This is a genomic window from Pseudomonas sp. R4-39-08, from assembly GCF_003852275.1.
Lineage (GTDB): Bacteria > Pseudomonadota > Gammaproteobacteria > Pseudomonadales > Pseudomonadaceae > Aquipseudomonas.
Map to the genome: position 1 here is coordinate 1,716,036 of NZ_CP027733.1, position 11,811 is coordinate 1,727,846.

The window sequence follows — 11,811 nt, forward strand, 5'->3', positions numbered from 1 at the left end:
GAGATGGGCGTATTCTTCGCCCTTATCAACAGGAATTAAAATGAGCGAAAGCTTTGCGGAACTCTTTGAAGAAAGCCTAAAAACCCTGAACCTTCAGGCAGGCTCCATCATCACCGGTGTTATCGTTGATATCGATTACCAAGCTCGCTGGGTAACCGTTCACGCTGGTCTGAAGTCTGAAGCTCTGATCCCGCTGGAACAGTTCTACAACGATGCTGGTGATCTGACAATCAATGTCGGTGACGAAGTTCACGTTGCTCTGGACTCGGTTGAAGACGGTTTCGGTGAAACCAAGCTGTCCCGTGAAAAAGCCAAGCGCGCTGAATGCTGGATTGTTCTCGAAGCAGCCTTCGCAGCTGAAGAAGTGGTCAAGGGCGTTATCAACGGTAAGGTTAAAGGCGGCTTCACTGTCGACGTTAACGGCATCCGTGCGTTCCTGCCAGGTTCTTTGGTCGACGTTCGTCCAGTGCGCGACACCACGCACCTGGAAGGCAAAGAACTCGAATTCAAGGTCATCAAACTCGACCAGAAGCGCAACAACGTTGTCGTTTCCCGTCGCAGCGTGCTGGAAGCAGAGAACTCCGCCGAGCGTGAAGCTCTGCTGGAATCCCTGCAGGAAGGCCAACAAGTCAAAGGTATCGTCAAGAACCTCACCGATTACGGCGCATTCGTCGATCTGGGTGGCGTCGATGGCCTGCTGCACATTACCGACATGGCTTGGAAGCGTATCAAGCATCCTTCCGAAATCGTCAACGTTGGCGATGAGATCGATGTCAAGGTTCTGAAATACGATCGCGAACGCAACCGTGTTTCCCTGGGCCTGAAGCAACTGGGTGAAGATCCATGGGTCGCTATCAAAGCCCGTTACCCAGAAGGCACCCGCGTGACCGCGCGTGTTACCAACCTGACTGACTACGGCTGCTTCGCTGAGCTGGAAGAAGGCGTTGAAGGCCTGGTACACGTTTCCGAAATGGACTGGACCAACAAGAACATCCACCCTTCGAAAGTCGTACAAGTCGGCGACGAAGTGGAAGTTATGGTTCTGGACATCGACGAAGAGCGTCGTCGTATCTCCCTGGGCATCAAGCAGTGCAAATCTAACCCATGGGAAGATTTCTCTGGCCAGTTCAACAAGGGCGATAAAATCTCCGGCACCATCAAGTCGATCACCGATTTCGGTATCTTCATTGGTCTGGACGGCGGCATCGACGGCCTGGTTCACCTGTCCGACATCTCCTGGAACGAAGTGGGCGAAGAAGCTGTTCGTCGTTTCAAGAAGGGCGACGAGCTGGACACCGTTATCCTGTCGGTTGACCCAGAGCGCGAGCGCATCTCCCTGGGTATCAAGCAACTGGAAAGCGATCCGTTCTCCGAGTACGTTCAAGAGAACGACAAAGGCGCCATCGTTAAAGGTACAGTGAAAGAAGTTGACGCCAAAGGCGCCATCATCACTCTGGCCGACGATATCGAAGCGACTCTGAAAGCCTCCGAAATCAGCCGTGACCGCGTTGAAGACGCGCGCAACGTTCTGAAAGAAGGCCAGGAAGTAGAAGCCAAGATCATCAGCGTTGACCGCAAGAGCCGCGTAATCCAGCTCTCCATCAAGTCCAAAGACGAAGTGGAAGAGAAAGAAGCTATCCAGAGCCTGAAAGAAGCTCCGGCAGCTGCAACTGGCGAGACCACCATGGCCTCCCTGCTGCGCGAAGCAATGGCTAAGCAGAACTAAGTTCTGTAAAGCTGTAGGAAAAGGGCGACTTCGGTCGCCCTTTTTTGTGCCTGAAATTTGATGAATCAACACCGCCGAACCAAGGCATTCAGCCTGCGGTCAGAACTGGCTATAGTCTTTTAAAGATATTCCGTGTTACTGATTCGATAAGGGTTTGAATGAACAGGATTCTCGTAGTGCTCGCGTTAGTCATACTGGCCGGCTGCTCCAGCACCAGCGCCAAGACCCATGCCAAGCGCGGCGTCAGCGGTATTGAGATCGACTGCTCTGGTCTGGGCAATAAATGGGAGAAGTGCGAAAAACGCGCTGCTCGTGAATGCAAAATGCAGGGCTACAAAGTCCTCACCCGTTCCAGTGATGCGGCGGATGAAGAGGGCGATTATCCGTTTGGCTGGAATCCCGCCGGCGCAGTAACGCGCACCATGTTGGTAATCTGCAATTGAGGTTTCCATGTGCTCATCGCGAGCGTTTATTTAAGCGGCAGATAAGTTGATATACGGGCTGTTCAAATTCATCAAGTCATGCTAAAACCTTCGAAGCGCTTTTCCTAGCTGCTTGAAAAAGAAGGGAAAAATATGACGAAGTCGGAGTTGATCGAACGAATTGTCACCCATCAAGGGCTGCTCTCATCCAAGGATGTGGAGCTGGCTATCAAGACCATGCTTGAACAAATGTCCCAATGCCTGGCCACCGGAGACCGCATCGAAATCCGCGGCTTCGGCAGCTTCTCCCTCCACTACCGCGCCCCGCGCGTAGGCCGCAACCCAAAGACCGGCCAATCCGTCAGCCTCGACGGAAAGTTCGTCCCCCACTTCAAGCCGGGCAAGGAATTGCGCGATCGGGTGAACGAAGAAGAGGAAGAGGGCGTCTGAGTGTTTTTGGGGGAGGAGAAGGTCATGCATGGGGCTAAGCGTATTGCTCTAGTGTTGATTGTGCTGTTAGCCATATTAGGAGTGGTGGCGTTCGTGCTGGAAAACCAACAGAAAGTTGCTTTGTCGTTCCTGGGGTGGTCCTCAATCGAGATGCCGGTAGCAGTGTTTGTCGTGCTGTCGTTGATCGGCGGTCTGGCCTTTGGGCCGCTGTTGGGGGGGCTGGTTCGTAGCCGGCGTTCTAAACGCCGCCCTACAACACGTCTATAGAAAAGGCGCTTGCCTCTTTATAAAAAGCCTAAAGATTCATTCGACCGTCTGTCAGATTTTTTTCTCTAATGGCTTTATGTTGCTGCGCCATTTTTCTGTTACGGCGCTTGTGAAGGCCGAAGACTGCTCAGTATCGTTGAGCATTCCCTTATGTTTTCCTCGCTAGCCATCTTCTCCTCCCAGCAGGCGAGTTTCTTTTACACTTATTTCTACCCTTTAAGAATCATCCTACAGTCATGTCAATGCTTGTAATGTATGGAGGAGGTGGCAAAATGCAATCTGTTCTCGATAACGGGCATTTTGTGCGCTAAAAATCTGGCAGAGACGCCGGGTTTTTGCGGTCATCCAAATAGAATAAAAAACACACAATCTAGTCTGCATAACGAGCCCGCAGTTTCTCCTTGAAGGCAGGTTTTTGTTGTGAGTAGTAGCTTCCGCGCCCCCCTGAATCCATCGTCAGATGAAATTGATCTTATTGCCCTGTGTCACACGTTGTGGCGGCAAAAAAGCTTATTGTGCTTGTCATTGCATTGGCTGGCCTGATCGCCGCAGCATACGCCTTTCTGACAACGCCTGAATATCAGGTCAGCAGTGTGCTGCGTCCTGCGGCAATTAATGAGTTGGACGCGCTCAACCGGTCTGATGTGTATAATCTCCCGCCTGGAGAGGCATTGTTGAGAGTGGGCGCATCTTTAGAGTCATATGACACGCGCCTGGGTTTTTTCCGCGCCAATCAAAAGCTGTTTGAGGCATTCGTGCGGCCTGGGCGTACCCTTGAGCAGAGCTTCGAAGAATTCAATCGAAAATCCATTGATCTGGTACTGCCAGACCCTAAAAAAGCCGACTCGCTCAGCGCTTACATCAAACTTCAGATGAATTACCCGAAAGGTGTGGATGGCGTATCGATCCTCAACGGTTTTATCGACTACGCGATTGGGATTGAGCGCCAGCAGATCGCTGCGGATCTGAGCGTTATAGTTAAGAATCGGTTGAACGAACTCAATGCCAAGATGTTCGCCGCTCGTGCGAGTTATGATACCGACAAGGAGGCCAAAATCGCCTCGTTGACGGAGTCCGATGTGATGCGCCGAGCACAATTGCGCGATGAGCTTAAGGCGCTGAGGGCTCAACTCAAGACCCAGCGGATGGACCGAATGGCGCAGTTGAATGAATCCATAGGCATAGCCAAATCGCTAGGTATCAGAAAGCCCTCTACGCCATCGTCTCTCGGCGACAATGATCGTAGCGGCGCTTCCAGTACCATCCGTACTGAAATCAACAACCAAGCTATTCCCCAATATTTCATGGGCTTCGAGGCCCTTGAGGCCGAGCGATCGGCTTTGCTGCAGCGCAAATCGGATGATTTCACTGAAGGGCGTATTGCACAGATTGCCAAAGAGCTGCAATTGCTTGAGTCCAATCGGCAGATTGAAGTACTTAACAGTCGTGAGAACGAAGACATATTCCTTAGCGGCGTAGAACCGATACGAACTGAAGAGGCTCGGCTGCGTAATCTGAATATCGATATGAGCCGTTTGAAATTGGTCGCTATCGACAAGCAGGCATTGGAGCCTTTGAGTCCTATCTTTCCGAAGAAACCCCTGATAATAGGCGCTGGATTGATCATCGGCCTGGTGCTGGGTGTCATATTGGTATTGTTTCGGGAGTCGCTCATAAATCGACGCGGTGTTTTTGCTGCTCGTAAACCCTCTCCCGTAGCGCCAGCGGCGGTGGAAGAGGAGTCGCGTACCGCCAAGGTTGCTTGATGCTACTGAATCGGTCCAAGTGCGTTTCAGCTATTGGTTGGGCGTCGTCATCTGTCGCCCTTGTAGGCAGCTGCTGCAACGTAACGCAATTCGGATTCTCCTTTGTGCACGTAGTATGATCGTATCCCTGACACTGAGCGTCAGCTGCTTCGTTTTCCCGCTAGTGTTTTCAATTCGCTCGCTTAAAATGCAGGCTATTTTTTATCGATGTATGCATATCGATTGATACTGTTCTGGGGGAGACTCTTCCGCTTGAAGCGCTCTCAATAGCATGCGGTGTCTGAGTGCCGGAGAGGGCGTTTGGGGAACAACGGTAGCAATGTGCGCAGGCTGTATAGAACGACCGGCCGGCACGGCGTCGCGAGAGCAGTTCGCAATTTGGTATTGTTGCCAGCCGGATATCGTGCGCGGCGAAGCACGTACAGAGCGAACAATTGGATGGAAGGTAAGGCTCGCCTCTGGGATAGGTCGGTGACCGAAAACCAACACCTGAGTGGCAGTCTGCCAAGGTAATGTAGCGGCTGCTGTCCCAGAAAACTCTGAATTCTTTGGATTATTTAGGCTTTGATTATGCAAAAAATGGAAGATATTAAACTCGCTATCATCGGCCTGGGTTACGTTGGCTTGCCCCTTGCCGTGGAGTTTGGCAAGCACCGGACGGTGGTCGGGTTTGACATCAGCCAGCCTCGTATCCAAGCGTTGAAAGAAGGGCACGACGCGACGTTGGAGGTTTCTGACGAAGAATTGAAACAAGCGAGCCTACTGAGCTTCAGCTGTGAATTGAGTGAGCTGGAAAATTGCAATACCTTCGTGGTAACGGTGCCGACTCCAATTGATGAATACAATCAGCCGGATTTGACTCCCCTGATTAAGGCTTCTGAGAGCATCGGTAAGGTGCTAAAAAAAGGTGATTTGGTCATCTACGAGTCCACCGTTTACCCAGGCGCAACCGAGGAGGATTGTGTTCCGGTTCTCGAGCGGGTCTCGGGCCTGAAGTTCAATGTCGATTTTTATGCAGGCTACAGTCCGGAACGTATTAACCCCGGGGATAAAGAGCATCGCGTTACGACGATAAAAAAAGTCACTTCGGGCTCCACGCCAGAAACTGCTGACTTGGTTGATGCGCTTTACAATCAGATAATTACCGCCGGCACCCACAAAGCAAGCAGCATCAAAGTGGCCGAAGCTGCCAAGGTGATTGAAAATACTCAACGTGACTTAAATATTGCGCTTATTAATGAATTGGCCATTATTTTTAACAAGATGGGCATTGATACTGAAGCAGTACTTCAGGCCGCCGGTACCAAATGGAACTTTCTGCCATTTCGTCCGGGCCTTGTAGGGGGGCACTGTATAGGGGTTGACCCGTATTATTTGACCCATAAAGCGCAGTCTATTGGCTACCACCCTGAAATCATCCTGGCCGGTCGTCGGCTGAATGACGGCATGGGCGCCTATGTGGTTTCCCAGTTGGTCAAGGCTATGCTCAAGCAACGCATACACGTGGATGGCGCCCGTGTACTGATCATGGGGCTGACGTTCAAGGAGAACTGCCCGGATCTTCGTAATACTCGTATTGTCGATATTGTGCGCGAACTTGCCGAATACAACATCGCGGTTGATGTTTACGACCCTTGGGTTAGTGTTGCTGAGGCTGAGCACGAATATGGTATTACGCCGATTAAAACGCCAGCGCAAGGCGTTTATGATGGTGTCGTATTGGCGGTGGCGCATAATGAGTTTCGTGAGCTTGGTGCCGGCAATATTCGAAAGTTTGGCAAGGCCGAGCATATCCTTTACGACCTAAAATATTTATTGAGTCGTGAAGAATCGGATATCCGACTTTAAAGTTTTGGCCCTGAATATTGCCCCTTAAACCGACTTCGAAAGAGCTAATACTGATGACCCGCTACGAAACACTATTGCAAACGCTTCCAGCTGTACCAAAAACCTGGTTGATCACGGGAGTGGCAGGTTTTATTGGTTCAAATTTGTTGGAGACCTTGCTAAATCTTGACCAAGTCGTTGTCGGGCTGGATAGTTTTGCAACCGGGCATCAGCGCAATCTTGATGAGGTGCGGACCACTGTTTCGGCTGCGCGTTGGGCACGTTTTAGCTTTATCAAAGGCGATATTCGTAACTTGGAAGACTGTCATCAAGCCTGCCGAGGCGTTGATTATGTACTGCACCAAGCTGCACTGGGCTCCGTACCACGCTCGCTGAATGACCCTATCTCCACCAACGCTACCAACATAGACGGTTTTCTAAATATGTTGGTGGCTTCTCGGGATGCGACTGTAAAGAGCTTTACATATGCTGCAAGTAGCTCAACTTACGGCGATCATCCTGGTTTGCCAAAAGTAGAGGATATTATTGGAAAACCCCTCTCCCCTTATGCCGTAACGAAGTACGTAAATGAGCTTTATTCGGAGGTCTTCGCGCGCTGCTATGGGTTTGAAACAATCGGTCTGCGCTACTTCAACGTATTTGGCAAACGACAGGACCCGGAAGGCGCGTATGCAGCCGTTATCCCAAAATGGACAGCTTCGATGGTAAACAATGAAGACGTCTTCATTAACGGTGATGGTGAGACGAGTCGGGACTTTTGCTTTATAGAAAATACCGTCCAAGCCAATTTGTTGGCCGCAACCGTGGTTGACCCTGCAGCGCGTAATCAGGTTTATAACGTTGCCGTCAGCGGTCGCACGGATTTGAATCTACTTTTCTCAACCCTGCGTAAGGCGTTATTGAACAACGGTATTATTTACGAGAAAGAGCCCGTCTATCGGGAATTTCGTGCGGGCGATGTTCGCCATTCGCAAGCCGATATCGGGAAGATACAGACCTTGCTGGGCTATGAACCGAAGTTTGATATCAAACAAGGTATCGAAATTGCTATGCCTTGGTATGCGAACTTTTTGAAGTGATCCAAAGGGGTAGAGGAACAAGCATAATATTTCCTCAGTGTATGTACTTTTTTACTGAAATTTCAGGATGGGCGTTGGTGAGGAAGATTGCGAGGGGCTTTACTATTGTCCGTGTCCGAGCGCGGGTTAAGAATATTCTTGAGCAGTTGGCCTCTTGTAAGGACTCTCATTAAATGTGCGGATTTAGCGGTATTTTCAATGTTAATACAGGCAACTTGTCGGATATTGTAGCGCGCATGAATGCGGCCATACTCCATCGTGGCCCTGACGATGGTGGAATTTGGGAGGATCAAGAAGTTGGACTGGCCCTTGGCCACCGCCGCCTTTCGATCGTCGACCTATCGGCTGCTGGCCATCAACCAATGCAGTCCAGCGTCGGACGTTTTATCATCGTATTCAACGGTGAAATCTACAATCACGCTGAGCTTCGCCAGCAACTTGAGACCGAAGGACTGGCTCCCCAACAGGGATGGCGTGGTCATTCTGACACCGAGGTACTGCTCGCTGGCTTAGCAGGTTGGGGCATAGAAAAAACTCTACAGGCCTGCGAGGGTATGTTCGCCTTCGCACTATGGGATAAGCATGAGCGGAAGTTGACGTTAGCTCGTGACCGCATGGGTGAGAAGCCGCTTTACTATGGCTGGCAAGATGACACTCTGCTTCTTGGCTCTGAACTCAAAGCGATTAAAGGCTTTGCAGGTTTCCGGGGAGAAGTTGATCGCAATGCATTGACGTTGTTGTTACGGCATAACTGCATTCCTGCCCCTTACAGTATCTATAAAGGGATTGGGAAGCTTGAGCCGGGCCACTATGTCACGCTTCCGTTATCGGATATCCCGCTCGCAAAAGTAACGCCCCCTCAAGCGTACTGGCGGCTCAATGACGCAGTGAAAAAGGGGCTTGCGGACCCGTTTTCGGGTACTCCAACCGAAGCTACGGATTTGCTGGAGGCACAGTTGCTCGCCAGCGTCGGTCAACAAATGTTGGCAGATGTTCCGTTGGGTGCTTTTCTCAGTGGTGGCGTCGACAGCAGTACGATCGTAGCGCTGATGCAAGCCCAAAGCATGCAACCCGTGCGAACCTTTACTATTGGTTTTGATGAAGGCGGATACGATGAAGGGGTACATGCCAAGGCCGTAGCGCAGCACTTAGGGACGCAGCATACGGAACTCTATGTGAGTCCTCAGGATGCCCTCGCGGTAATCCCGCAATTGCCCTCAATGTATTGCGAGCCTTTCAGTGACAGTTCCCAGATCCCTACTTTCCTCGTCAGTCAGTTGGCCAGGCAGCAACTCAAAGTCGTGCTGAGCGGGGACGGTGGTGATGAGCTCTTCGGTGGCTACAACCGCTATCTGAGCGCCAAAAATGTTTGGTCTAAAATGCAATCACTTCCACCTGTTGCCCGCAAGGCCGCTGCCGGGCTTTTGCGCTCCGTGTCTCCATCTACTTGGGATAGCTTGTTCCAAGTTTCCAAGCCATTGTTGCCCAAGCGTTTGCACCTAAGTACGCCAGGTGAAAAGGCGCACAAACTGGCGAATGTTCTGACACTTGCCGATGGGCATCAATTTTATCTGCAGCTTAATAGTCACTGGAGCGATCCCGCCAGTGTGGTGATTGGCGGTGAAGAGCCAAAAACCATATTCACCGATAGCGGCCGGTGGCCCGAAACGGACAGTTTTGAGCACTGGATGATGGCTATGGATGCACAGACCTACATGTCTGATGACATTATGGTCAAGCTGGACCGCGCAGCCATGGCTGCGAGTATTGAAGGGAGGGTGCCGATGCTGGACCATCGGGTTGTTGAACTGGCTTGGCGCATGCCCCTAGAACTGAAAATTCGCAACGGCCAAGGCAAGTGGTTGTTGCGCGAGGTGCTTTATCGTCATGTTCCCAAGGCATTGATTGAGCGACCAAAACAAGGCTTTGGTATTCCGTTGGGTGCATGGCTGCGTGGGCCTTTACGCGAATGGGCCGAATCGCTGCTTAATGAAGCGCGCCTTCATCAGGAAGGATATTTTCACCCTGCTTCGATCCGTAAAATGTGGCAAGAGCATTTGGAAGGGCGCGGCAACTGGCAGCCGCACTTATGGACGATATTGATGTTTCAAGCATGGTTGGAAGAACAAGCATGAGCCCTGTGCTGTTATTTATCGTTAATGATCCGGGCTTTTTTCTTTCCCACCGCCTGCCTGTTGCAAAAGGTGCGCAGGCCGCCGGTTACCGTGTCCACGTAGCGAGTATGCCAAGTCATGCCGTTGAAACTATAACTAAGGCAGGATTTGAGCATCACGAGCTGCCGTTATCTCGCAGCGGACGAAATCCAATGGCAGAGCTGCGTTTGATATTTGCCATTTGGAAGTTGCTGTGGCGCCTGAAACCAGACGTATTGCACTTGGTCACAATCAAGCCCGTTCTGTACGGAGGGATCGCCGCTCGACTTGCGCCGGTTAAAGGCGTCGTCGCGGCTATTTCGGGGCTAGGTTTCGTGTTTTTGTCAAAAGGCTTGAAGGCAGCATTGACCCGTCAGGTAGTCAGCACTTTTTATAAAGCGGCGTTAGGTAAACGCAACCTGCGGGCCATTTTCCAGAACCCTGATGATCGTGATTTGCTGTTGGGCATAGGCGGACTTGATGCGCCTAAGGTCGTCATGATCAGAGGGTCGGGCGTCGATTTGTCTCTGTACTCCAGTGTGCCGGAGCCAGAGGGTGTTCCCGTGGTATGTCTCGCCGCGCGTCTCTTGCTTGATAAAGGCGTAGTTGAGTTTGTAGAGGCGGCGAGGATACTCAGGGCGCATGGCATAGAGGCGCGTTTTCAGTTGATCGGTGATATTGACTCAGGTAACCCGGCAACGGTTTCGGCAGCGCAGCTTGAAGACTGGCGCAAGGAGGGCTTGGTCGAATTGCTAGGTTACCGCAAAGACATTGCTGCCCTCTTCGGCGCGGCGAATATTGTGGTGTTGCCATCGTACCGGGAAGGCCTGCCGAAAGTTTTAGTTGAGGCCGCCGCCTGCGCAAGAGCGGTGGTCACCACGGATGTGCCAGGCTGCCGTGACGCCATCGAACCTGGCGTGACCGGCTTATTGGTTCCAGTCCGGGACGCACAGGCATTGGCGAGTCAGTTGCAGGTGCTGATCGAAGACCCCGTGCTACGTCGTAAGTTTGGTCAGGCGGGGCGCGAATTGGCGATGCGGGCATTCGCAATCGAAGAGATCGTCGGCCAGCACTTGGATGTCTACAGGCAACTGGAGAAGAAGGTTTGACTCAGCAAAAGACATACGCGATTACTGGCGCAACTGGTTTCGTCGGCAGTGCAGTATTGGAACGTCTCGCAGCTCAGGCAGGCGTGGAGACCAGGGCGCTTGTACGGCGCGTGGGGGTGAAGCTTCCGGGCAACACAGTGGCAGTGCAGGTGGGAGAAGACTTTCTGCTTGAGGGCGACCAGCCTCTGGAGGGGGTCGACGTCCTGGTTCACTGCGCTGCGCGGGTACACATAATGTCCGATGCTTCCAGTGATCCGTTGTCCGAGTATCGAAGCGTAAACGTCGCCGGCACGTTGAAGCTGGCTGAGTCAGCCGCCCGGTCCGGCGTCAAGCGCTTTATATTTATCAGCTCCATCAAGGTGAATGGGGAGGGGACAGTCTCCGGCAAACCCTACACTGCGGATGACATGCCCGCGCCCGTGGATGCCTATGGCATATCTAAAATGGAAGCAGAGCAGCGGCTCATGTTGCTGGGCAACGCGACCGGGATGGAAATCGTCATCATCCGCCCTGTTCTGGTTTACGGACCTGGGGTCAAAGCCAATTTCCACAGCATGATGAGTTGGTTGAACAAGGGCGTGCCACTACCCTTGGGTGCGATTCCCAACCAGCGCAGTTTGGTCGCCTTGGATAACCTGGTTGATCTGGTTGTGACTTGCCTGGACCACGCTGCCGCCGCCAATCAGACGTTTCTAGTCAGCGACGATGACGACATGTCCACCACTGAGTTGCTCAAACGCATGGGCGAGGCGTTGGAAACCCCTGTGCGATTGATTCCAGTACCTACTTGGTTGCTGCTTAGGGGAGCCGCTCTACTAGGACGTAAAGATGTTGCGCGCCGCTTGTGCGGATCCTTACAGGTCGACATAAGCAAAACCCGGAGTTTGTTGGGGTGGACGCCTCCCTTGACCGTTGCGCAGGCCCTGAGCAAAACGGCCAGAAGTTTTCAGGAAAGCCTGAAGTCTAAGTAGTCCTTAGATGGGACGGAATT

At 52.0% G+C, this 11,811-nt stretch carries 9 protein-coding genes and 1 pseudogene; all 10 read left to right on the forward strand.

All coding sequences use genetic code 11. The features are described from left to right. Positions 1-40: 40 nt before the first annotated feature. The 10 genes and pseudogenes from rpsA (at position 41) to C4J88_RS07860 (ending at position 11,791) form a co-directional block, all read left to right on the forward strand. On the forward strand, positions 41-1,726 hold the full coding sequence (rpsA, locus tag C4J88_RS07815) for a 30S ribosomal protein S1 (RefSeq protein WP_124361860.1): 1,686 nt from the start codon (positions 41-43) through the stop codon (positions 1,724-1,726). A gap of 158 nt (positions 1,727-1,884) precedes the next feature. Further along, on the forward strand, positions 1,885-2,169 hold the full coding sequence (locus C4J88_RS07820) for a hypothetical protein (RefSeq protein WP_124361861.1): 285 nt from the start codon (positions 1,885-1,887) through the stop codon (positions 2,167-2,169). Between the two features lie 132 nt (positions 2,170-2,301). Continuing rightward, positions 2,302-2,598: an integration host factor subunit beta gene (ihfB, locus tag C4J88_RS07825; RefSeq protein ID WP_003189779.1), complete on the forward strand. Its 297-nt coding sequence runs from the start codon at positions 2,302-2,304 to the stop codon at positions 2,596-2,598. A gap of 24 nt (positions 2,599-2,622) precedes the next feature. Then, positions 2,623-2,865: a lipopolysaccharide assembly protein LapA domain-containing protein gene (locus C4J88_RS07830; RefSeq protein WP_124406641.1), complete on the forward strand. Its 243-nt coding sequence runs from the start codon at positions 2,623-2,625 to the stop codon at positions 2,863-2,865. 420 nt (positions 2,866-3,285) lie between these two features. Then, positions 3,286-4,631 (forward strand): annotated as a pseudogene (locus tag C4J88_RS07835) (Wzz/FepE/Etk N-terminal domain-containing protein). Between the two features lie 570 nt (positions 4,632-5,201). Further along, positions 5,202-6,479, forward strand: coding sequence for a Vi polysaccharide biosynthesis UDP-N-acetylglucosamine C-6 dehydrogenase TviB (gene tviB, locus C4J88_RS07840; protein WP_124406643.1), 1,278 nt, complete (start codon positions 5,202-5,204; stop codon positions 6,477-6,479). A gap of 53 nt (positions 6,480-6,532) precedes the next feature. Beyond that, the gene (locus C4J88_RS07845) at positions 6,533-7,558 is read left to right on the forward strand and encodes an NAD-dependent epimerase/dehydratase family protein (protein ID WP_124406644.1); all 1,026 of its coding nucleotides are present in this window, start codon (positions 6,533-6,535) and stop codon (positions 7,556-7,558) included. A gap of 173 nt (positions 7,559-7,731) precedes the next feature. Further along, positions 7,732-9,693: an asparagine synthase (glutamine-hydrolyzing) gene (asnB, locus tag C4J88_RS07850; protein WP_124406645.1), complete on the forward strand. Its 1,962-nt coding sequence runs from the start codon at positions 7,732-7,734 to the stop codon at positions 9,691-9,693. Then, positions 9,690-10,820, forward strand: coding sequence for a glycosyltransferase family 4 protein (locus C4J88_RS07855; protein WP_124406646.1), 1,131 nt, complete (start codon positions 9,690-9,692; stop codon positions 10,818-10,820). The genes asnB and C4J88_RS07855 overlap by 4 nt, the downstream gene beginning before the upstream one ends. Next, positions 10,817-11,791, forward strand: coding sequence for an SDR family oxidoreductase (locus C4J88_RS07860; RefSeq protein WP_124406647.1), 975 nt, complete (start codon positions 10,817-10,819; stop codon positions 11,789-11,791). Before C4J88_RS07855 ends, C4J88_RS07860 begins: the two co-directional genes overlap by 4 nt. The last annotated feature ends 20 nt before the right edge of the window (positions 11,792-11,811 follow it).

Coding starts and splice junctions, on each gene's coding strand:
- C4J88_RS07830 (WP_124406641.1), top strand. CDS start 2,623: ATGCATGGGGCTAAGCGTATTGCTCTAGTGTTGATTGTGCTGTTAGCC.
- rpsA (WP_124361860.1), top strand. CDS start 41: ATGAGCGAAAGCTTTGCGGAACTCTTTGAAGAAAGCCTAAAAACCCTG.
- asnB (WP_124406645.1), top strand. CDS start 7,732: ATGTGCGGATTTAGCGGTATTTTCAATGTTAATACAGGCAACTTGTCG.
- tviB (WP_124406643.1), top strand. CDS start 5,202: ATGCAAAAAATGGAAGATATTAAACTCGCTATCATCGGCCTGGGTTAC.
- C4J88_RS07820 (WP_124361861.1), top strand. CDS start 1,885: ATGAACAGGATTCTCGTAGTGCTCGCGTTAGTCATACTGGCCGGCTGC.
- C4J88_RS07855 (WP_124406646.1), top strand. CDS start 9,690: ATGAGCCCTGTGCTGTTATTTATCGTTAATGATCCGGGCTTTTTTCTT.
- ihfB (WP_003189779.1), top strand. CDS start 2,302: ATGACGAAGTCGGAGTTGATCGAACGAATTGTCACCCATCAAGGGCTG.
- C4J88_RS07845 (WP_124406644.1), top strand. CDS start 6,533: ATGACCCGCTACGAAACACTATTGCAAACGCTTCCAGCTGTACCAAAA.